The organism is Geopsychrobacter electrodiphilus DSM 16401 (assembly GCF_000384395.1).
GTDB classification, from domain to species: domain Bacteria; phylum Desulfobacterota; class Desulfuromonadia; order Desulfuromonadales; family Geopsychrobacteraceae; genus Geopsychrobacter; species Geopsychrobacter electrodiphilus.
Map to the genome: position 1 here is coordinate 2,609,254 of NZ_ARWE01000001.1, position 22,389 is coordinate 2,631,642.

Here is a 22,389-nt window from a genome sequence, read left to right on the forward strand (position 1 = left end):
ATCAGCCAGCGGGCTGATCTTTGCCAAAGACTTCACCTTTAAAGATGAGGACCTTGACACCGATAATTCCATAGGTCGTCTTGGCTTCGGCAAAACCGTAGTCGATATCGGCACGCAGGGTGTGCAGAGGCACCCGCCCTTCACGGTACCACTCGCGACGGCTCATCTCGGCACCACCGAGACGGCCAGAACATTCAATCTTGATCCCCTGAGCACCGAACTTAAGTGCCATGCTGACACTCCGCTTCATAGCACGTCGAAATGCGACTCGACGCTCCATCTGCAGTGCAACGCTTTCAGCAACCAGTTGAGCATCAATTTCAGGCTTACGAACCTCCTGAATATTAATAAAACACTCATCGTCAGTCAGCTTAGCAAGGTCACGTTTGAGTTCTTCAACCTCAGCACCCTTCTTACCAATGATAATTCCGGGGCGTGCAGCAAAGATGTTAACCTTAACCTTATTTGCAGCACGCTCCAGTTCAATCTTGGAGATACCCGCATGGTAAAGGCGCTTTTTAAGGAAGTTGCGTAACTTCAAATCAGCGTGTAGCTTTTCGCTGTAATCGGAATCAGCATACCACCTGGACTCCCAGGTCCGGTTAATCCCGAGACGAAATCCTATCGGATGAACTTTCTGGCCCAACGGGTCACCTCCTTGGCGTCTTACTTAACGGCCAGAACCACAGTAATGTGGCTGGTCGGCTTGCGAATTTTGCTGGCGCGCCCCTGAGCACGAGGAATGAAACGCTTCAAGACAGGGCCCTGATCGACACTTGCAGTCTTAATGAACAACTGGTCGACATCTGATACACCCTTCTGCTCAGCGTTTGCAACAGCAGACTTCAGTAATTTAGAAAGTATTGGCGCAGTCTTCTGTGGAGAGAACTGGAGAGTATTGAACGCCTCCTGAATCCCCTTACCTCGGACCAAATCGACAACAAGTCTCGCCTTTCTTGGAGAAAGGCGAACATTTCTCAGCTTAGCTACAGATTCCATGTGGAACTCCTGTTACGCGGCCGGTCCTTACTTACGGACCTTGCCTTTCTTATCGGCACCGTGGCCGTAGTAGGTCCGTGTTGGGGAAAACTCGCCCAATTTGTGCCCGACCATATTTTCGGAAACAAACACAGGAATGAATTTCTTGCCGTTATGCACGGCAAATGTTGACCCAACAAATTCTGGGATAATAGTCGAACGGCGTGACCAGGTCTTAACAACCTTACTGCGATTCGGCTCACCCTCGAGATCGACCTTGCGCAGCAGACATTCGTCCACAAAAGGTCCCTTCTTAATTGATCTAGCCACGATCCTCTCCTACTGCATCTATCTTAATTAATTACTTCTTATTACGGCGACGAACGATAAATTTATCTGTGCGTTTGTTGGACCGAGTCTTGTAACCCTTGGTCGGGACACCCCAGGGAGTCACAGGATGTCGTCCGCCTGAGCTCTTACCCTCGCCACCACCATGCGGGTGATCAACCGGGTTCATGGCAACGCCACGAGACTGAGGGCGCCTACCGAGCCACCGCGCACGCCCGGCCTTACCCAGTTTGATATTCTCAAAATCAAGGTTGCCGACCTGGCCTATAGATGCAAGACACTCCTGAAGTATCAACCGAACCTCGCCAGAGGGAAGACGCAGTTGAGCGTAGCGGCCTTCCTTGGCCGCAATAGCAGCATACGTGCCCGCACTACGAGCAAGCTGGCCTCCGCCACCAATCTTCATCTCGACATTATGAACCCAGGTGCCGAGAGGAATTGAACGAATACTCATTGCGTTCCCAGGTTTGATGTCGGCTGATTCACTTGCAACAACCTGGTCACCGACATTCAGACCATTCGGCGCAAGAATATAACGCTTCTCACCATCCACATAGTGCAGCAACGCTATACGTGCCGATCGGTTCGGATCATATTCGATTGTCGCCACTCGCGCAGGGACGTCTTTCTTGTCTCGACGGAAATCAACGACCCGATACTTGCGCTTATGGCCACCGCCAGTATGTCGCTTGGTAATCCGACCATTATTATTACGTCCACCCGATTTTGTCAATGGTGCCAGAAGTGATTTTTCTGGTGTCGAGGTCGTTACTTCCGCGAAGGTCGAAGAAGCCATATGCCGCCGACCCGCTGAGGTCGGATTAAATTTCTTTATACCCATCGTCTTTACTCCGTTACGGCTATGCGCGTGGCATTATACGCCATAAAAATCGATATTGCTTCCCTCAGCGAGGGTCACATAGGCTTTTTTCCAATTATTGCGCTGGCCGTAATTGACACCTACTCGCTTAACTTTGCCACGGCACAAAATAGTTTTAACAGATTTGACCTTGACATCGAATGCCTGTTCTACAGCGGCCTTTATCTCGATTTTATTCGCTTCACGCCCAACCTCAAATGCGACAACATTTGCCTCTTCCTTAAGAAGATTAGCCTTCTCAGAGATCAGCGGCTTACGGATAATCTGGTGCAAGGGTTTCATTTTTCCAACGCTCCTTCGATCTGGCTCACGGCGGCACTTGTGAGTACTAGATTAGGGTACCTAAGGACGTCGTACACATTAACTCCGTCAGCACGCAAAACCTTTACATTCTTGAGATTGCGCGCTGAGAGCTCGACCTTCGGGTCTGCCTGATCAATGACAATCAGAGTTCCGACAAGTTCAAAACGTTTGAGCATATCAGCAACTGCCTTGGTATTAATTACCGAAAGTTCGATAGCATCGAGCACGGTCAACTTTTCAGCCTGATATCGGGCAGAGAGCGCGCTGCACAAAGCAGACTTCTTAACCTTACGGTTCAGTTTGAATTCATATGACCGCGGCTGAGGGCCAAAAGCAACGCCACCACCGACAAAATGAGGTGCGCGGATAGTGCCCTGACGAGCATTGCCGGTCCCTTTTTGCTTAAACGGTTTCTTGCCGCCTCCGGCAACCTTACCGCGAGACTTCACCGCCGCGGTACCTTGACGACGAGCAGCTAGCTGATAACGCACCATGTCGTGCAGCAAATATTTTTTGACTTCGGTATTAAATACCTCGTCCGCCAACTCACGCTCGCCAACCTGCTTCCTATCAAGATCGTATACTGTTACTGTTGCCATTTACCTATCTCCTGTCGCCCGGGAGCCTTTTAGGCTTTAATTCCCTTGCGAATCGACACAATTCCATTTTTGGGGCCAGGTACCGCACCCTGAACCAGAATCAAATTTTGCTCAGGACGCACATCCACAACAACCAGATTATGGGTTGTAACTTGTTCGTTACCCATTTGCCCAGGCATTTTCTTGCCTTTAAAAACATGAGAAGGCCACGCAGACATACCAATCGATCCTGGTGCACGATGGAAGGTAGAGCCGTGAGTACTTCTTCCCCCGGAAAATTTCCAACGTTTGATTACACCCTGGAACCCCTTACCCTTACTGGTTCCAGTCACATCAATACGGTCACCGATTGTAAAGATGGAGCAGGTTATTTGATCGCCTACGCTGCAATCACCCCCAGCTATCGGAAACTCGCGAACATGAGAGAATGCTCCCATCCCCGCCTTCTTAAAGTGCCCCATCTCCGGCTTATTCACACGCTCTGCGCGTTTCGAAAGAAAACCAACCTGAGCAGCAGTGTATCCATCAGTCTCAGCGGTCTTCTTCTGCAATACAACACAGGGTCCCGCTTCAATCGCGGTTACAGCGATGCGTTGGCCATCTGCGGCATAGACCTGTGTCATGCCAATCTTTTTCCCTAAAATTCCGTTGATCATCTGTAATGCCCTTAACTGAAACTAAAATGACTCAAATTTAGAGCTTGATCTCGACATCAACCCCGGCAGAAAGGTCGAGCTTCATCAGGGCATCGACAGTCTGCTGAGTCGGCTCCATGATATCAAGCAGACGTTTGTGGGTCCGGATCTCAAACTGCTCACGACTCTTCTTGTCAACATGAGGTCCCCGAAGAACACAATACTTATTGATTACTGTTGGCAAAGGGATGGGACCAACAAGGCGTGATCCTGTACGCTTGGTTGTATCAACGATTTCAGCCACAGCTTGATCAAGAAGGTTGTGATCGTATGCTTTTAAGCGAATTCTGATTTTTTGGGTAGACATAATCTCTTCCTACTCGATGACTTCGCTGACAACACCAGCACCAACGGTACGGCCACCTTCGCGGATTGCGAAACGCAGCTCTTTATCCATGGCGATCGGGGTGATCAGGTCTACAACAACGGCGATATTGTCGCCTGGCATTACCATCTCGGTGCCTTCGGGAAGGGTCACAACCCCGGTCACGTCGGTGGTACGGAAATAAAACTGAGGACGGTATCCCTTGAAGAACGGGGTATGACGACCACCCTCTTCCTTGGTCAGGATGTAGCACTCCGCCTTGAATTTGGTGTGCGGGGTAATGCTGCCGGGCTTGGCCAGAACCTGGCCGCGCTCGATATCTTCACGCTTGACGCCGCGCAGAAGAATACCGCAGTTGTCTCCAGCCTGACCCTGATCAAGCAGCTTACGGAACATCTCGATTCCGGTAACGACTGTCTTCTGGGTGTCCTTCATGCCGACGATCGAAATCTCATCCTGCACTTTGACAATACCGCGCTCGACACGACCGGTTGCAACTGTACCACGACCGGAGATCGAGAAGACGTCTTCGACCGGCATCAGGAAGGGCTTGTCGATGGCGCGCTCAGGTTCAGCGATATACGCATCGACGGCTGCCATCAGTTCAAGAACCTTGTCTCTGCCGATTTCATCATCGCGACCTTCAAGGGCAGCCAAAGCCGAACCTGCAATGATCGGGATATCGTCGCCCGGGAAATCGTAACTGGAGAGCAGCTCGCGAATCTCCATGTCGACCAGCTCAAGCAGCTCCTCATCGTCAACCATGTCGGCCTTGTTGAGGAATACCACCATAGCAGGGACACCAACCTGACGGGCAAGCAGAATATGCTCACGTGTCTGGGGCATCGGACCGTCGGCGGCCGAAACAACGAGAATGGCGCCGTCCATCTGTGCCGCACCAGTGATCATATTCTTGACATAATCGGCGTGGCCGGGGCAGTCAACATGAGCATAGTGGCGATTTTCGGTTTCATACTCGACGTGAGCGGTGGCGATAGTAATGCCGCGCTCGCGCTCTTCAGGCGCATTATCAATCTGGTCAAAGGCCTTGAATGTGCCTTCACCCGACTTCTCGCACAGAACTTTAGTAATAGCGGCGGTCAGAGTTGTCTTACCGTGGTCAACGTGACCGATGGTCCCGATATTGACGTGCGGTTTGACCCTCTCGTATTTTGCTTTAGCCATGATAAATCTCCCTTGTCGTCAGTACCTTATTGGCCTTTGACCTTGGCTATAATTTCTTCACTGATTGCCTTTGGAACTTGGTCGTAATGATCAAAGGTCATCGTATAGGTCGCACGCCCCTGAGTGGCGCTGCGCAAGTCTGTTGAATACCCAAACATGCTCGAAAGCGGAACCTCAGAATCGACAATCTGGGCACCCCCACGGGACTGCATACCCATAATACGACCACGACGGCTATTCAAGTCGCCGATAACATCGCCCATATATTCCTCGGGGACGACAACCTCAACTGACATAATCGGCTCAAGCAGTATCGGAGATGCCTTGGCCGCACCGGCCTTGAAACCCATGGAGCCGGCGATCTTAAATGCCATCTCATTTGAGTCAACATCATGATAGGAACCGTCAAAAACGGTTACCTTGATATCGACAATCGGGAATCCCGCAAGGACTCCATTCTCAGAAGCTTCCTGAGCACCCTTCCCGACGGCAGGAATATATTCACGTGGGATAACACCACCCTTAACCGCATCGACAAAAGTAAACCCTTCACCTGGCTCACCTGGCTCAAGACGCAACCAACAGTCGCCATACTGGCCGCGACCACCGGACTGACGAACAAACTTGCCCTGAACTTCTACCGTCTTTGTGATTGATTCACGATAGGCAACCTGCGGAGCGCCAATATTGCACTCAACCTTAAATTCGCGCTTCATTCGATCAACAATAACTTCAAGATGGAGCTCGCCCATCCCTGAGAGGATTGTCTGCCCGGTCTCTTCGTCAGTCCGAACACGCAACGAGGGATCCTCAGACAGAAGCTTACCGAGAGCAACTCCCATTCTTTCCTGATCAGTCTTGGTTTTGGGCTCAACGGAGAGGTGAATAACCGGCTCCGGAAAATCCATCGACTCAAGCAGCGAAGGCTTACTCGGGTCGCAGAGGGTATCACCTGTCGTTGTATATTTCAAGCCTACAGCTGCAGCAATATCACCAGCATAGACCTGCTTAATCTCTTCACGTTTATTTGCATGCATTTTCAGCAACCGACCGAAACGCTCTTTCTTGCCCTTTGTCGAATTGAGAACAGTAGAGCCTGATTCAGCAACACCAGAATAAACCCTAAAGAAAGTTAACTGGCCAACAAAGGGGTCGGTCATGACCTTAAATGCAAGCGAAGAAAATGGAGAATCATCACTGGCGGGACGCTCTAGAGGCTCACCATTATCAGGATTCAAGCCCTGAATTGGCGGGACATCAAGAGGAGAAGGCATATAATCAACAACTGCATCTAACAGTGTCTGAACGCCCTTATTTTTAAAGGCACTTCCACAAAGTACAGGATTGATATGCAGCCCCATGGTTGCTTTACGGATTCCGAATTTTATCTCCGCGACTGTGAGCTCTTCACCACCCAGGTATTTCTCCATTAAATCATCATCATGCGAGCAGACTTCTTCAAGCATGGCCTCGCGAGCCATGTCAGCTTCGTCCAACAGGTCCGCCGGGATATCTGCCACATCGTACTCAGCGCCCATAGCTTCATCGTGCCATAAGAGAGCCTTCATCTGAACCAGGTCAATACAACCCTTAAAGTTTTCCTCAGAGCCTATTGGAAGCTGAATCGGAACGGGATTGGCGCCAAGACGATCGCGCATCATCTCAACACCATTTTGAAAGTTAGCGCCGATACGGTCCATCTTATTAACAAAGGCTATCCGCGGGACATGATATTTATCAGCCTGACGCCAAACCGTTTCAGACTGAGGCTCAACACCTCCCACCGAGCAGAAAACCGCCACAGCACCGTCGAGTACCTTTAGAGAACGCTCTACCTCAATAGTAAAGTCAACATGACCAGGCGTATCAATAATATTGATCCGATGGTCCGACCACATACAAGTTGTAGCAGCAGAGGTAATCGTGATACCTCGCTCCTGCTCTTGCTCCATCCAGTCCATCGTTGCCGCACCGTCGTGGACTTCACCGATCTTGTGAGAGACTCCAGTGTAAAAGAGAATCCGTTCAGTTGTGGTGGTCTTGCCAGCGTCGATATGCGCCATAATCCCGATATTACGGGTTTTTTTCAAACTTACTTGACGTGCCACTTCGTTTCTCCCGATACGCAGTCGATCAGATTACCAGCGATAATGAGCGAACGCCTTGTTGGCCTCAGCCATACGGTGCGTATCTTCTCTTTTTCTCATGGCTGAGCCACGACCAGCAGCAGCGTCCATGAACTCACCCGCCAGCCGTTCGCGCATAGTCTTTTCATTGCGCTGACGAGCATAGGTAATCAACCAACGTATTGCCATAGCAGTCCGTCGTGAGGGAGCAACTTCAACCGGAACCTGGTAAGTTGAGCCACCGACACGTCGAGACTTAACTTCAACCAGAGGACGCAGATTGTCCATGGCCGTTTTAAACGTCTCAAGGGGGTTCGCCCCCGACCGTTCAGCGACCAGATCAAATGCACCATAAACAATCTGCTCAGCAGTACTTTTTTTACCACCGGACATGACGCCATTAATAAACTTGGCGACCAACAGATCCTCAAATTTTGGATCGGGCAGAATAACGCGTTTTGGAACTTCTCTTCTTCTAGGCATAACGTCCTCTTCCTATGCTTACTTCGGCCGCTTGGCGCCGTACTTCGAACGCGCTTGCATGCGATTTTTCACGCCAGCAAGGTCGAGCGTACCGCGTACAATATGATAACGAACACCCGGGAGGTCTTTGACCCGACCGCCACGAATCAGGACCACAGAGTGCTCCTGAAGATTATGGCCTACACCAGGAATATAGGAAGTCACAACATAGCCATTAGTCAAACGAACCCGGGCAACCTTGCGCAAGGCCGAGTTCGGCTTCTTTGGGGTTGTGGTGTAAACGCGGGTACAGACACCACGACGTTGCGGACAGGATTTCAATGCTGGCGCTGTCGACTTCGTGACTTTTTTCTGCCGACCCTTGCGAACCAGCTGGTTTATTGTTGGCATCTGATAACTCCCAGATATCTAAAGTTTTTAGGTCTACACAGACCAGTATTATTAAGGGGAAAAACCCGCGGATCTTATCAACCCGCCTCGGCTTTGTCAAGCTGATTTTTCCCCAGGCGTCTTTCTATTTCAATCTCACTGCAACTAAATTACTCCGGTGTTGCAGTCTGGCCAGCGGCGGCCAATTCTTTTTCATATTCAGCATCAAAATCGATCGGTTCTTCGAGTTTTGGCTCAGGTTCAGGTGTGTTGATCTGAGCGGCCCGATATTTTGCAATCCCGGTGCCGGCTGGGATGAGCCGACCCATGATGACATTCTCCTTCAATCCGCGTAAGTTGTCGACCTTGCCCTGAATTGCGGCCTGCGTCAACACTTTTGTGGTCTCCTGGAATGAAGCGGCGGAAATAAATGATTCGGTCGAGAGCGATGCCTTGGTAATCCCGAGCATAACCGGCTCCCCTATGGCAGGGCGACCGCCATCTGCCAGGACCCGTTCATTCTCATCTTCAAACACCCAGCGATCAGCCTGATCATCTATAAGGAAGTTTGTATCCCCGACATCTTTAATCTCAACCCGACGTAACATCTGACGCACGATGGTTTCAATATGCTTATCGTTGATCTTAACACCCTGCAGACGATAGACCTCTTGGACCTCGTCGACCAGATACTTCGCCAACTCCTTAATACCCAAGACCCGTAAAATATCGTGAGGGTTGGAAGAACCATCGACCAACTCCTCTCCGGCACGAAGATAGTCACCCTCATGGACAGCGATGTGTTTGCCTTTGGCGACCAGGTATTCTTTCGGTTCACCGATCTCAGGGGTAACGACTATCTTGCGCTTCCCTTTTGAGTCTTTACCATAAGAGACCACACCATCGATCTCAGTAATAATAGCGACCTCTTTCGGTTTACGGGCTTCAAAGAGTTCGGCAACACGCGGCAGACCTCCGGTGATATCTTTGGTCTTGGTCGTCTCCCGCGGAATCTTGGCGATAATTGAACCAGCGTGGATGATGGCACCTTCCTCGACCGTAATATTCGCCCCGACAGGCAACATATAACGCGCCTGGTTCCCACTCGGCAATTTTAGAGCCTTGCCATCCTCCCCCTTAAGGGTGATACGCGGACGCTTATCTGCAGACTTTGCTTCAGTGACAACTTTGCGCGACAGGCCGGTGACTTCATCGACCTGTTCTTCCATGGTGAGGCCTTCTGCAATATCACCAAAGTGGACCACACCACCAATCTCAGTGATAATTGGAACCGTATAGGGGTCCCACTCAGCAATAACATCAGCAGCCTTGATCGCTGCGCCCTCTTGGCGTGTCAAACGGGCTCCATAAACCACAGAGTAACGTTCCCTCTCACGACCAGTCTCATCGACCACCAGAATTTCACCCTTGCGGTTCATAACAATGGGGAATCCCGCTGCATCATCGACAGTAGTCAGGTTATTGAATTGCAGAGTCCCGTCAAAACGAGCCTCAAGCGATGTCTGCTCTGCACGCCGTGATGCGGTACCTCCGATATGGAAGGTACGCATGGTCAACTGGGTTCCAGGCTCACCGATCGATTGAGCCGCAATGACCCCGACCGCCTCTCCAAGATTAACCAGATGGCCTCGAGCAAGATCTCGTCCGTAACAAAGCGCGCAGATTCCGTGCTTGCTTTTACAGGTCAGAACGGAACGGATCGTGATATTTTCAATCCCGGCATCCTCAACCCTCTTAACCAGGTCCTCATCAATCTGCTCATTAGCCGAGACCAGCAACTCATCAGTAATTGGATCAAAAACATCATCCAACGCCACGCGTCCAAGGATACGATCCCCCAGACGCTCGATGATTTCACCGCCCTCGGTGAGGGTCGACACTTCAATGCCATCAATTGTGTCGCAGTCATGTTCGACAATAATCGCATCCTGCGCAACATCGACCAGGCGCCGCGTCAGATACCCAGAGTTTGCCGTTTTAAGCGCCGTATCAGCAAGGCCCTTCCGCGCACCATGGGTTGAGATAAAGTACTGCAGAACCGTCAAACCTTCACGGAAGTTAGCAGTAATTGGCGTTTCAATGATCGAACCATCAGGCTTTGCCATCAAGCCCCGCATACCAGCTAACTGACGAATCTGTTGTGCAGAGCCTCGTGCCCCTGAGTCGGCCATCATGTGAATAGCATTAAAGGACGAAACCTCAACGACCTCACCATCCTCTGATTTGATCTTGTCAACCGCAATATTCCCGAGCATGATGCCAGCGATATCTTCAGTACACTTCGCCCAGATATCGATAACCTTATTGTAACGCTCACCATCGGTGATCAGACCCTCAGTGTACTGCTGCTGAATGTCCTTGACCTCGTCAGAAGCGGTTTTAATCCTTGCTTCTTTGCTTTCGGGAATTTCCATGTCATCAAGACAGATCGAGACCCCGGCCAGAGTAGAGTATCGAAAACCTGTTTCCTTAAGCTTATCGGCAAGGATGACCGTATCCTTATTACCGGCAAGTCGGAAGCTGACATCGATCAAATCGGCAACCTGCTTTTTACCGACAACCTTATTGACATGCTCGAAGGGTATCGATGGAGGAACAACCTCACGCAAAAGTACACGTCCAACAGTCGTTTTGACCAACTGGAGCGGGGCACCTTCAGCAGGACTCATTCGCACGCGAATTCCCGCCTGGAGATCAACCTCCCCGGAATCAAATGCCATCCGTACTTCATCTGGCGAAGTGAATGCCTTGCCACTGCCAACGACAAAGGGGCGCTCTCGGGTCATATAATAAAGACCCAGGACCATATCTTGCGATGGGACAATGATCGGTTTCCCATTCGCCGGGGAGAGGATGTTGTTGGTCGACATCATCAACACCCGTGCTTCGATCTGACTCTCAATCGAAAGCGGCAGGTGAACGGCCATCTGGTCACCGTCGAAGTCGGCATTGAACGCAGTACAAACCAATGGGTGCAATTGAATTGCTTTCCCTTCGATCAGGACCGGCTCAAACGCTTGAATTCCCAAGCGGTGCAGAGTCGGCGCCCGGTTCAACATGACCGGATGCTCCTTAATGACTTCTTCGAGCACGTCCCAAACTTCTGTCTTCTCTTTTTCAACCATACGCTTGGCGTTTTTGACCGTGGTACTATGGCCGTACTCCTCAAGCTTCTGATAGATAAAAGGTTTAAACAGCTCAAGTGCCATCTTCTTTGGCAAGCCACACTGATGAAGTTTAAGTTCCGGTCCGCAGACAATAACCGAACGGCCTGAATAATCGACCCGCTTACCCAGCAGGTTTTGACGGAAACGACCACCTTTCCCTTTGAGCATATCCGAGAGAGACTTAAGAGGACGCTTACTCGGTCCGGTAATCGCCCGACCGCGACGCCCATTATCAAACAGCGCATCAACGGACTCTTGCAGCATCCGTTTTTCATTGCGGATAATAACTTCCGGCGCACGCAATTCCATCAACCGTTTGAGCCGGTTATTCCGGTTAATCACACGACGATAGAGATCATTCAGATCGCTGGTCGCAAACCGGCCACCATCCAGCGGAACCAATGGACGCAGTTCAGGAGGCAAAACCGGGATGGTTTCAAGGATCATCCATTCTGGTCGATTACCACTATTTCGGAAGGCATTGATCACCTTGAGCCGCTTGGAGGTTTTCTTCCGTTTCGCTTCGCTGGTCGCCTCTTTCATTTCGATGCGCAGTTGATCACCTTCGACCTCAAGATCAATCTCGGACATCAGCTCACGAATTGATTCGGCACCCATCCCAGCTACAAACTGCCCGGCAAATTCGTCCATCGCCTCGATATATTTGTCTTCTGAGAGCAGTTGCCCCTTCTCAAGGCCGGTGTCTCCGGCATCAAGAACCACATAGGCTTCAAAGTACAGAACTTTTTCAAGGTCCTTGAGGGTCATATCCAGCAGAGCCCCGATCCGGCTCGGCAGTGACTTCAAAAACCAGATATGGGCGACCGGGCAAGCCAGGTCAATGTGACCGAGCCGTTCACGGCGAACCTTACTCGGGATAACTTCAACCCCGCATTTTTCGCAGACGATGCCGCGATGTTTCATGCGCTTGTATTTCCCGCAGTTACATTCATAGTCTTTGGTCGGACCAAAGATTTTGGCACAGAACAGGCCATCACGTTCCGGTTTAAACGTCCGGTAGTTGATGGTTTCTGGTTTTTTGACTTCACCAAAGGACCGCTCCCTAATCTTTTCTGGCGAAGAAAGAGAGAGCTGAATCGAATTAAAACTCAATGGGTCCTTGGGGCGCTCAAACAAACCTAAGATATCTTCCAAAACGCATCCTCCTTATAGGATGAGTGTTCAGCAGTTTCACTAACTCGACTGACACTGCCGTTTAACCGGTTCAACTCGCGTTATCTTCGAGCAGATCGACGTCAAGGCACAGGGCCTGCAACTCTTTGATGAGGACGTTGAACGACTCGGGGAGTCCCGCCTCAAGGGTATGCTTGCCTTTGACGATTGCTTCGTAAATCCGCGTCCGACCAGCAACATCGTCCGACTTGACGGTGAGGAACTCCTGCAACGCATGCGCTGCGCCATAGGCCTCCATCGCCCAGACTTCCATCTCGCCGAGACGCTGGCCACCGAACTGCGCCTTACCACCTAGAGGCTGTTGTGTAACAAGACTGTAAGGCCCGATCGAACGAGCATGGATCTTATCATCAACCAAATGGTGCAGTTTAAGAATGTACATGATCCCGACCGTGACTTTTTCTTTAAAAGCAATCCCGGTCTTACCGTCGTAGAGGGTCATCTGACCACTACTGTTGAACCCGGCCTTTTCCATCTGCTGCTTCATGATCTCTTCGCTGACCCCTTCAAAGACCGGTGATGCCATCGGCACCCCGTGAGAAAGACGTCGCGCCAGGACCTTAAGATCATCCTCGGCCAGGCCATCGATGAAGCCGTTCAGTTCTCTATCATCGTAGGCTGACTTGATCTGTTCACGCAGCGTTTTCAGCGCAGCCCCACTATCCAGAACCTGCTGAATTTGTCGCCCCAGCCCACGCGCAGCCAAACCCAGGTGAGTTTCAAGAATCTGTCCTACGTTCATCCGCGAAGGAACACCAAGCGGATTAAGGACAATCTCAACCGGGGTACCATCTTCCATGTAGGGCATATCTTCTTGCGGAAGAATCCGCGAGAGGACACCTTTATTACCATGACGCCCGGCCATCTTGTCACCAACCTGAAGCTTCCGCTTGATGGCGATATAAACCTTAACCATCTTGATCACGCCGGGCGGCAAATCATCACCGCGTTTACACTTATCGATCTTATCGGCAAACACCGCCTGTACCAATTGCTCGCGCTCGGCAAGGCGATTCAATAGATCGCTAACCTTCTGCTCGACATCAGCAGCATCCTCCAGAGAGACTTCACGCAGTCGCGAGAATGGAATCAGGTTAAAGATTTCTTCACTGATTTTGCGTTTTTTCGGCAACAGACTCTTGCCCGAGACATCCGAAATACCAACCGCAGAGGTCTGACCGAGCAGCAGGGCCCCGATCAGTTTACGGGTTGAGGTCCGCAAGATCCTTATTTCATCATCCTGATCCTTGAGCAATTTTTCAATCTCAAGGTTTTCGATATGCTCAGTCCGTGCATCCTTGTCGGAACCTTTGCGCGAAAAGACGCGCGCACCGATGACGACACCCTCTTCTCCCGGAGGCACACGAAGCGAGGTATCACGAACATCGCCGGCTTTTTCACCGAAGATTGCCCGCAACAGCTTCTCCTCTGGAGAGAGTTGAGTTTCACCCTTCGGGGTTATCTTGCCGACCATTATATCGCCAGGCTTGACTACTGCCCCGATTCGGATGATCCCGGACTCGTCTAGATCAGCCAGGGCATCCTCGCCGAGATTGGGAATATCGTCGGTGATCTCTTCCTTGCCAAGTTTTGTATCCCGGGCAACGCACTCAAACTCTTCAATATGAATCGAAGTATAACGGTCTTCCTGAACAACTTTTTCAGAGATCAGAATCGAGTCTTCAAAGTTGTAACCATGCCAGGGCATGAAGGCAACCAGGATATTCTGTCCCAGAGCAAGCTCGCCCCATTGGGTGGAGGGCCCATCGGCAATAACATCACCCCGCTTAACTCGAACCCCCGCCTTGACGATCGGCTTCTGGTTAATGCAGGTATTCTGGTTCGAACGGGTAAACTTGAGCAGATTGTAAATATCAACGCCAGTACCACTCTCATCGACCTCTTTTTCATCTATCTGAATGACAATGCGTCCGGCATCGACACTTTCAACCACGCCGTTATGGCGTGCTACAACCGAGTTACCAGAGTCATGCGCAACAACACGCTCCATGCCGGTTCCGACCAGGGGTGCGTCGGCACGCAGCAAGGGGACAGCCTGGCGCTGCATGTTTGACCCCATCAACGCACGGTTGGCATCATCGTTCTCAAGGAAAGGGATCAAGGCAGCAGCAACCGAAACAATCTGCTTCGGCGAAACGTCCATCAAACTCACTTCTGCAGGAGGCAGAAGCATGAACTCACCATCCTTACGAACGTTGACGAGCTCATTGGTAAACTTACCCTTAGTATCAAGCGGTGCGTTGGCCTGGGCGATCGCATGCTTTTCTTCTTCAAGTGCGGAAAAATACTTGATATCAGTCGTAACCTTGCCATCCTTCACAAGACGGTAAGGTGTTTCAACAAAACCGTACTCATTGATCCGCGCATAGGTCGAAAGGGACGCAATCAGACCGATATTCGGGCCTTCAGGGGTCTCAATCGGGCAAACCCGTCCATAGTGGGTCGGATGAACGTCACGTACTTCAAATCCGGCCCTCTCTCGGGTTAAACCACCAGGTCCAAGGGCAGACATCCGCCGCTTGTGGGTCACTTCGGAAAGTGGGTTGGTCTGGTCCATAAACTGAGAAAGCTGGCTGGAACCGAAGAACTCTTTGACCACGGCCGAAACCGGTTTGGAATTGATCAAATCGTGAGGCATCAGCGCGTCAACATCCTGAAGACTCATCCGCTCTTTGATAGCGCGCTCCATGCGCACCAAACCAACGCGGTACTGATTCTCGAGTAGCTCACCAACTGCACGAACCCGCCGATTGCCGAGGTGGTCTATATCATCGATATGACCATGCCCGTTGCGGAGTTCTATGAGATAACGAACAACCTCAAGAATATCTTCCTTGGTCAACGTTGCCAGCTCAATGGGGGAATCGAGACCCAGTTTGTGATTCAGTTTAAGACGACCAACCGGCGAGATATCGTAGCGCTCCGCACTAAAAAACAGGCTGTCAAAGAGATTGGTTGCCGTCTTGACCGTTGGTGGGTCACCGGGACGCAGACGCCGGAAGATCTCAATGATACCTTCCTCGCTGCTGTCAATCTTATCAACCAGCAGGGTGTCCCGCAGATAGGGCCCCGCAACGTTGTGGTCGATGAAGAGAATTTCGAATTGATTAATGCCACGCTCACGCAACTCTTCAAGCTTGCCTTCACTCAACTCCCCATTCGCCTCAAGAATAACCTCACCTGTCGCGGTATCGATAATATCGGAGCCCACGACCTTACCAAGCAACTCCTCAGTAGTCAGTGCGATCGACTTGATACCGGCCTCGTCCATCTTGCGGATGGCGGCTTTGGTAAACTTCCGGTTGGCCTTGACAACAACCTCGCCCGAGGCGGAGATAACATCAGCGTTCGCCCGCTGACCAGCCAACAGATCGAGGTTCACGCGCTTCTGATAAGAGCTGCCATCGAAACTGATCTGTTCGAGTTGATAATAATGCTTCAATAACTCTTCGGTGCTGTAACCGAGGGCCTTAAGCAGGACGGTTGCCGGAAGCTTGCGCCGACGATCAATCCGCACCCAGAGTAGATCCTTGTGGTCAAAATCAAAATCAAGCCATGAGCCACGGTAGGGTATGATTCGAGCACTAAACAAAATTTTCCCGCTCGAATGGGTTTTGCCACGATCATGAGAGAAAAAGACGCCGGGAGAACGGTGCAACTGGCTAACGATGACACGCTCAGTCCCGTTGATAATAAAGGTGCCATTTTCGGTCATCAGGGGGATTTCCCCGAAATAAACCTCTTGCTCCTTTATATCGCGAATGGATTGCGTCCCCGATTCTTTGTCGACATCCCAGGTCACAAGACGAACCTTGACCTTGATCGGCGCCGCAAAGGTCATTCCGCGTTGATGGCACTCCTCAACATCGTACTTCGGTGTTCCCAGCCCGTAGGAGACATACTCCATAGAGCAGGTGTCACTAAAATCCTTGATCGGAAAAACCGAACGGAAAACGGATTCCAGACCGATCGGACGACGCGCTGAAGGCGGAAGGTCCGCCTGCAAAAACCGCGTGTAAGATGTTTTCTGGATATCGATAAGGTTCGGAATATCGATGATATTCCCGGATTTTGCGAAGTGCTTCCGGAGGAGCGGGTTATTCGCAAACGAATAGGCCATGATTTCTCCTTTAGATCAGGATCAATGGGCAACGTCTTACCCCAGCCAACCATTGAGATGAGAATCCTGCCGCACCTGAGGCGGCAGAATAGACAGTTCATCTCAATGCAGACGCCGACAACCGTCATATGTCAGCACCAGGACCTTTGGACAGGCCCGCCCCAGCGAAAAACCGCAGGGGCCGATAACGACAAAAGCCAAGGCCGCACAACGGCGACCTTGGCTACCTGTGAACTTTAGGCGAAAGCCCTATTTAAGCTCAACACTAGCGCCGGCTTCTTCCAGTTGCTTCTTGATGCTTTCAGCTTCGTCTTTGGTTGCGCCTTCTTTGACGGTGTTCGGAGCGCCGTCAACCATGTCCTTAGCTTCCTTAAGCCCGAGACCGGTAATTGCACGAACAACCTTGATGACGTTGATCTTCTTCTCGCCACAGTTGGTCAACACAACATCAAACTCGTCTTTTTCTTCAACTGCTGCGCCAGCTTCACCGCCAGCAGCGGCAGCGGCAACCGGAGCTGCCGCAGATACGCCAAATTTAGCTTCGAGCTCTTTAACGAACTCAGACATTTCGAGAACCGTCATGTTCTCCAGAAATTCAACGACTTGTTCTTTAGTAATTGCAGCCATTTTTTCCTCCACTTATGGATAGATGAATTATGTATTTTCGTATTCAGTTAATTAATAGTGCTAAACGCTAAGCCGCCTTGCTTTGGCCAATGGCGTTGAGAACTTGAACCAGTGAACGTGGGATAGCTGCCAGGGTACCAACGAAATTGGATACCGGAGCGTTCATTGAACGCAACGCCTGCCCCAAGAGTTCTTCGCGACTCGGCAGTTTAGACAGAGCCGTGATCTCATCAACACTAATCAATTTACCATCAAGAACGCCAGCCTTGAGATCGAACGCAGCAATCTCTGCGGCGTACTTGGCTAGAATTTTAGCCGGGGCCACAACATCATCACCAGCCAGGGCGATTGAAGTCGGACCGGCACAAAACTTTTGCAGAGCTTCTGCAGGAGTGCCTTTTGAGGCCAGGCGCAACAGGCTGTTTTTGACAACACGGTAGTCAACACCAGCCGCAACAAGTTCACGCCGTAGACGGGTAACCTGGTCAACAGTGATCCCCCGATAATCGGCAATAAACGCAGCTTTGACTTTGCTCAGTTTTTCAGCAAGTTCCTGAACAACTTTCTCTTTTTCAGTTCTGTTCATGCATCTCCTCCTTTCTTAAGGAATACCGGGATTAAATCCCGTCCAAGTCAAGGCAGGGGAGACGATTAGAAACCGTCATATGACCCTTTTTTAAGCCTCGGCAGGTGGCAACCCATTAAACGCTCAAAGCGTACCTGCTGTCTTTGGATTTGGTCTATATTAAGCGGCCACAAAAGGCCGTTTAGGTTTAACGTACGGCAGCCTGAACGTCAGCAACGTCAACAAGAATACCAGGGCCCATCGTAGAACTGACCGAGATTTTCTTCAGGTAAATACCCTTGGCCGAAGAAGGCTTAGCTTTCATCAAAACGTCGACCAGGGAGAGCAGGTTTTCACGCAGTTTAACGACATCAAAAGATGCCTTGCCTACTGCCGCATGGATAATACCTGCCTTTTCAACGCGATACTCGATCTTACCCGACTTGGCCTCAGAAACAGCCCTGGCGATGTCAGGAGTAACCGTGCCGACCTTGGGGTTCGGCATCAGGCCACGGGGTCCGAGCAGACGACCAATCTTGCCGACCACACCCATCATATCAGGGGCTGCGATAGCGGTATCAAAATCAAACCAGCCACCCTGAATTTTCTCAGCAAGGTCATCACCACCGACATAGTCGGCACCTGCGGCCTCTGCTTCCTGGATTTTTTCGCCCTTGGCGAAAACCAGAACCCGGACATTTTTACCGAGACCATTCGGCAGCACAACTGCGCCGCGCACCATCTGATCTGCTTTCCGCGGGTCAACCCCAAGACGAATACTCACCTCAACGGACTCATCGAACTTGGCGAAAGTGCCTTCCTTAAGTAAGGTGAGGGCTTCGTCGAGCAGATAGGCGCGTGAGCGATCAATCTTCTCCTTGGCGTTACGAATCTGTTTACCTGTTGCCATGATATATCTCCACTATTCACCCTGAATCAGGCGATTTCAATTCCCATGCTACGTGCAGTTCCCTTAATAGTCCGGACCGCCGCTTCTTCGGAGAAAGCATTGAGGTCAGCCATCTTCAACCGCGCAATTTCCAGAATCTGCTCTTCAGTTACGCTTCCAACCTTCGTCTTATTCGGCACGCCGGAACCAGACTTGAGCTTGGCCGCACGCAGCAAGAGAACCGCTGCGGGTGGAGTTTTGGTAATAAAGGTAAAAGATCGGTCACCATAGACGGTAATGACTACCGGAATAACGAGACCTTCTTGATCCTGTGTCTTGGCATTATATGCCTTACAGAACTCCATAATATTAACCCCGTGCTGACCGAGCGCGGGACCAACTGGAGGCGAAGGGTTCGCCTTACCGGCAGTGATCTGCAATTTGATCTGTCCAATAACTTTTTTAGCCATGACTGACTCCTTAACAACTTAGCCGGCCGCAAGCGGCTCAACTGGTCTTTTCAACCTGTATGAATTCAAGTTCAACCGGGGTTCCCCGACCGAAGATACTGACCATAACCTTGAGGGTCCCGCGCTCAGGGCGAACATCCTCAACCACACCAGTGAAGTTAAGAAATGGCCCATCAACCACCCGCACGGTTTCACCCACGTCGAACAAGACCTTTGGCTTCGGCTTCTCGACACCTTCTTCCATCCGATTGGTGATTTTCTTCACTTCCTCATCAGGTATCGCTGGAGGATTCAATCCACCTCCGACAAAGCCAGTAACCTTGGAAGTACCAGTCACCACATGCCAGGTCTCGTCGTTCAGTTCCATTCTTACCAGAATATAACCCGGAAAAAATTTACGCGTAGAGGTTCGACGTTCCCCTTTGCGCATCTCGACCACAGTCTCTGCCGGGATCAGAATTTCTTCAAACTGATCCTCAACCCCCATCGAACGAATCCGCTCTTCAAGACTGAGTTTAACCTTGTTCTCATACCCGGAGTAGGTATGCACGCCGTACCATTTCATGGTCATGGTGTTCCTTCTTCCGAATTAACCAAGAATCATGCGCACCAAACGCGACAGGATCAAGTCGACCCCACCGAGAAAGACCGCAGAAACCAGGACCAGCATTAAAACGACCAGCGAAGAAGCATAAGTATCCTTGCGAGTCGGCCAGGTTACCTTTTTCAACTCCATCTTAACGTTGGCTAAAAAATCGTTGATTTTTCCAATCATTGGTCGTTCGCCCCTATACAAGCAGTCAAAATCAAGTGGCAGGCCAGGAGGGACTCGAACCCCCAACACCCGGATTTGGAGTCCGGTGCTCTACCAATTAGAGCTACTGGCCTGCAAGCTCATCTCATAAATCATCCGCAAAAAGCAGACAAAGAATTACTTGGTCTCCCGGTGCGGAGTGTGCTTCCGGCAAAAACGACAATACTTACTGAACTCAAGTTTGTCCGGAGTGTTCCGTTTGTTTTTTGTCGTCGTATAATTACGTTGCTTACACTCGGTGCAAGCCAAAGTGACGATATCACGCATGTCATATTCCTTAATATCTCTGCCCCGGAATGACCCGAAACAAAGGATAAACCACCAACTGCTTCTTACTCGATGACTTCGCTGACAACACCAGCACCAACGGTACGGCCACCTTCGCGGATTGCGAAACGCAGCTCTTTATCCATGGCGATCGGGGTGATCAGGTCTACAACAACGGCGATATTGTCGCCTGGCATTACCATCTCGGTGCCTTCGGGAAGGGTCACAACCCCGGTCACGTCGGTGGTACGGAAATAAAACTGAGGACGGTATCCCTTGAAGAACGGGGTATGACGACCACCCTCTTCCTTGGTCAGGATGTAGCACTCCGCCTTGAATTTGGTGTGCGGGGTAATGCTGCCGGGCTTGGCCAGAACCTGGCCGCGCTCGATATCTTCACGCTTGACGCCGCGCAGAAGAATACCGCAGTTGTCTCCAGCCTGACCCTGATCAAGCAGCTTACGGAACATCTCGATTCCGGTAACGACTGTCTTCTGGGTGTCCTTCATGCCGACGATCGAAATCTCATCCTGCACTTTGACAATACCGCGCTCGACACGACCGGTTGCAACTGTACCACGACCGGAGATCGAGAAGACGTCTTCGACCGGCATCAGGAAGGGCTTGTCGATGGCGCGCTCAGGTTCAGCGATATACGCATCGACGGCTGCCATCAGTTCAAGAACCTTGTCTCTGCCGATTTCATCATCGCGACCTTCAAGGGCAGCCAAAGCCGAACCTGCAATGATCGGGATATCGTCGCCCGGGAAATCGTAACTGGAGAGCAGCTCGCGAATCTCCATGTCGACCAGCTCAAGCAGCTCCTCATCGTCAACCATGTCGGCCTTGTTGAGGAATACCACCATAGCAGGGACACCAACCTGACGGGCAAGCAGAATATGCTCACGTGTCTGGGGCATCGGACCGTCGGCGGCCGAAACAACGAGAATGGCGCCGTCCATCTGTGCCGCACCAGTGATCATATTCTTGACATAATCGGCGTGGCCGGGGCAGTCAACATGAGCATAGTGGCGATTTTCGGTTTCATACTCGACGTGAGCGGTGGCGATAGTAATGCCGCGCTCGCGCTCTTCAGGCGCATTATCAATCTGGTCAAAGGCCTTGAATGTGCCTTCACCCGACTTCTCGCACAGAACTTTAGTAATAGCGGCGGTCAGAGTTGTCTTACCGTGGTCAACGTGACCGATGGTCCCGATATTGACGTGCGGTTTGACCCTCTCGTATTTTGCTTTAGCCATGATATTCCTCCCTTTGTCGTTTTTTTGATCTTCCAGCTGTTTTAGTTTGATTCGAACATGTTTTCAATTAGCGCGCCATGAGCAACAAACCACAAACTCCAATAGATTTGACATGGAGCTCACAATCGGAATCGAACCGATGACCTCATCCTTACCAAGGATGTGCTCTACCATCTGAGCTATGTGAGCCGATATCAAAGCTACCGGAGGTGAATTCTGGAGCGGGAAACGGGATTCGAACCCGCGACCCTCAGCTTGGAAGGCTGACGCTCTAGCCAGCTGAGCTATTCCCGCCCAAACCTCACGACCGCATAAAACATATTCTATTGTTTTGCAGGTATTTTCCTGCAATATAACTGGACCTCAATTTCGACCCTGCCCCAGTCCCGGCAGCCCAAAGGCCTCCTGGATGACAGCAACCGAATCTTATCCGGTGAGCAAAGCTGGTGGAGGGGGGAGGATTCGAACCTCCGAAGTCTACGACGTCAGATTTACAGTCTGATCCCTTTGGCCACTCGGGAACCCCTCCAGGGGAACCTTATCTTAAGCTATATCGATTTTACGGGCGACGCCCGTCATCAGCCTAAATGGAGCTGGCGACAGGAATTGAACCCGCAACATCCTCATTACAAGTGAGGTGCTCTACCTGTTGAGCTACGCCAGCACGGCCGCGAGTTATACCCC

General features: G+C 51.0%; 22 protein-coding genes, 5 tRNA genes and 1 other annotated feature. All 27 genes read right to left on the reverse strand.

The features are described from left to right. Position 1 precedes the first annotated feature (1 nt). Positions 2–646, reverse strand: coding sequence for a 30S ribosomal protein S3 (gene rpsC / locus D888_RS0112455; protein ID WP_020676891.1), 645 nt, complete (start codon positions 644–646; stop codon positions 2–4). Positions 647–666: 20 nt separating this feature from the next. After that, entirely contained in the window at positions 667–999 is a 333-nt protein-coding gene (gene rplV, locus D888_RS0112460) for a 50S ribosomal protein L22 (RefSeq protein WP_020676892.1), read from the reverse strand. A 27-nt stretch (positions 1,000–1,026) separates the two neighbouring features. After that, entirely contained in the window at positions 1,027–1,308 is a 282-nt protein-coding gene (gene rpsS, locus D888_RS0112465; protein WP_026362374.1) for a 30S ribosomal protein S19, read from the reverse strand. 31 nt (positions 1,309–1,339) lie between these two features. Then, on the reverse strand, positions 1,340–2,167 hold the full coding sequence (gene rplB / locus D888_RS0112470) for a 50S ribosomal protein L2 (protein WP_020676894.1): 828 nt from the start codon (positions 2,165–2,167) through the stop codon (positions 1,340–1,342). Between the two features lie 33 nt (positions 2,168–2,200). Then, the gene (locus D888_RS0112475; protein ID WP_020676895.1) at positions 2,201–2,488 is read right to left on the reverse strand and encodes a 50S ribosomal protein L23; all 288 of its coding nucleotides are present in this window, start codon (positions 2,486–2,488) and stop codon (positions 2,201–2,203) included. Continuing rightward, positions 2,485–3,108 (reverse strand): 50S ribosomal protein L4, encoded by a 624-nt coding sequence (rplD, locus tag D888_RS0112480; RefSeq protein WP_020676896.1) that lies wholly within the window; start codon positions 3,106–3,108, stop codon positions 2,485–2,487. Before rplD ends, D888_RS0112475 begins: the two co-directional genes overlap by 4 nt. A gap of 29 nt (positions 3,109–3,137) precedes the next feature. Continuing rightward, a complete protein-coding gene (gene rplC, locus D888_RS0112485; protein ID WP_020676897.1) occupies positions 3,138–3,764 on the reverse strand; it encodes a 50S ribosomal protein L3 in 627 nt (208 codons plus the stop codon). Between the two features lie 37 nt (positions 3,765–3,801). Next, positions 3,802–4,110, reverse strand: coding sequence for a 30S ribosomal protein S10 (gene rpsJ / locus D888_RS0112490; RefSeq protein WP_020676898.1), 309 nt, complete (start codon positions 4,108–4,110; stop codon positions 3,802–3,804). A 9-nt stretch (positions 4,111–4,119) separates the two neighbouring features. Beyond that, complete coding sequence (tuf, locus tag D888_RS0112495; protein ID WP_020676899.1) at positions 4,120–5,313, reverse strand: elongation factor Tu; 1,194 nt, start codon at positions 5,311–5,313, stop codon at positions 4,120–4,122. Between the two features lie 26 nt (positions 5,314–5,339). Continuing rightward, positions 5,340–7,421 (reverse strand): elongation factor G, encoded by a 2,082-nt coding sequence (gene fusA, locus D888_RS0112500; protein WP_020676900.1) that lies wholly within the window; start codon positions 7,419–7,421, stop codon positions 5,340–5,342. A 30-nt stretch (positions 7,422–7,451) separates the two neighbouring features. Further along, positions 7,452–7,922, reverse strand: a complete 471-nt coding sequence (gene rpsG / locus D888_RS0112505) for a 30S ribosomal protein S7 (RefSeq protein WP_020676901.1) — start codon at positions 7,920–7,922, stop codon at positions 7,452–7,454. Between the two features lie 18 nt (positions 7,923–7,940). Then, positions 7,941–8,312 (reverse strand): 30S ribosomal protein S12, encoded by a 372-nt coding sequence (gene rpsL, locus D888_RS0112510; RefSeq protein ID WP_020676902.1) that lies wholly within the window; start codon positions 8,310–8,312, stop codon positions 7,941–7,943. A gap of 149 nt (positions 8,313–8,461) precedes the next feature. Continuing rightward, the gene (gene rpoC, locus D888_RS0112515; protein ID WP_020676903.1) at positions 8,462–12,634 is read right to left on the reverse strand and encodes a DNA-directed RNA polymerase subunit beta'; all 4,173 of its coding nucleotides are present in this window, start codon (positions 12,632–12,634) and stop codon (positions 8,462–8,464) included. Between the two features lie 70 nt (positions 12,635–12,704). Beyond that, positions 12,705–16,814, reverse strand: a complete 4,110-nt coding sequence (gene rpoB / locus D888_RS0112520; RefSeq protein WP_020676904.1) for a DNA-directed RNA polymerase subunit beta — start codon at positions 16,812–16,814, stop codon at positions 12,705–12,707. Positions 16,815–17,063: 249 nt separating this feature from the next. Beyond that, positions 17,064–17,441 (reverse strand): 50S ribosomal protein L7/L12, encoded by a 378-nt coding sequence (rplL, locus tag D888_RS0112530; RefSeq protein ID WP_020676906.1) that lies wholly within the window; start codon positions 17,439–17,441, stop codon positions 17,064–17,066. Between the two features lie 67 nt (positions 17,442–17,508). Beyond that, positions 17,509–18,027, reverse strand: a complete 519-nt coding sequence (gene rplJ, locus D888_RS0112535; RefSeq protein WP_020676907.1) for a 50S ribosomal protein L10 — start codon at positions 18,025–18,027, stop codon at positions 17,509–17,511. A 21-nt stretch (positions 18,028–18,048) separates the two neighbouring features. Beyond that, positions 18,049–18,192: a sequence feature (ribosomal protein L10 leader region), on the reverse strand. Between the two features lie 22 nt (positions 18,193–18,214). Continuing rightward, a complete protein-coding gene (gene rplA, locus D888_RS0112540) occupies positions 18,215–18,916 on the reverse strand; it encodes a 50S ribosomal protein L1 (protein ID WP_020676908.1) in 702 nt (233 codons plus the stop codon). A gap of 26 nt (positions 18,917–18,942) precedes the next feature. Then, complete coding sequence (gene rplK / locus D888_RS0112545) at positions 18,943–19,365, reverse strand: 50S ribosomal protein L11 (RefSeq protein WP_020676909.1); 423 nt, start codon at positions 19,363–19,365, stop codon at positions 18,943–18,945. A gap of 37 nt (positions 19,366–19,402) precedes the next feature. Continuing rightward, entirely contained in the window at positions 19,403–19,936 is a 534-nt protein-coding gene (nusG, locus tag D888_RS0112550) for a transcription termination/antitermination protein NusG (RefSeq protein ID WP_020676910.1), read from the reverse strand. Between the two features lie 18 nt (positions 19,937–19,954). Continuing rightward, a complete protein-coding gene (secE, locus tag D888_RS0112555) occupies positions 19,955–20,140 on the reverse strand; it encodes a preprotein translocase subunit SecE (protein ID WP_020676911.1) in 186 nt (61 codons plus the stop codon). A 36-nt stretch (positions 20,141–20,176) separates the two neighbouring features. Continuing rightward, positions 20,177–20,253, reverse strand: a tRNA-Trp gene (locus D888_RS0112560). A 43-nt stretch (positions 20,254–20,296) separates the two neighbouring features. Then, complete coding sequence (gene rpmG, locus D888_RS23715) at positions 20,297–20,446, reverse strand: 50S ribosomal protein L33 (protein ID WP_083928855.1); 150 nt, start codon at positions 20,444–20,446, stop codon at positions 20,297–20,299. A gap of 65 nt (positions 20,447–20,511) precedes the next feature. Continuing rightward, complete coding sequence (tuf, locus tag D888_RS0112565; protein ID WP_020676899.1) at positions 20,512–21,705, reverse strand: elongation factor Tu; 1,194 nt, start codon at positions 21,703–21,705, stop codon at positions 20,512–20,514. 113 nt (positions 21,706–21,818) lie between these two features. Then, positions 21,819–21,894: transfer RNA gene (locus D888_RS0112570), tRNA-Thr, on the reverse strand. 28 nt (positions 21,895–21,922) lie between these two features. Continuing rightward, positions 21,923–21,999: transfer RNA gene (locus D888_RS0112575), tRNA-Gly, on the reverse strand. Between the two features lie 150 nt (positions 22,000–22,149). Continuing rightward, positions 22,150–22,234, reverse strand: a tRNA-Tyr gene (locus D888_RS0112580). 59 nt (positions 22,235–22,293) lie between these two features. Next, a tRNA-Thr gene (locus D888_RS0112585) sits at positions 22,294–22,369 on the reverse strand. Between the last annotated feature and the right edge of the window lie 20 nt (positions 22,370–22,389).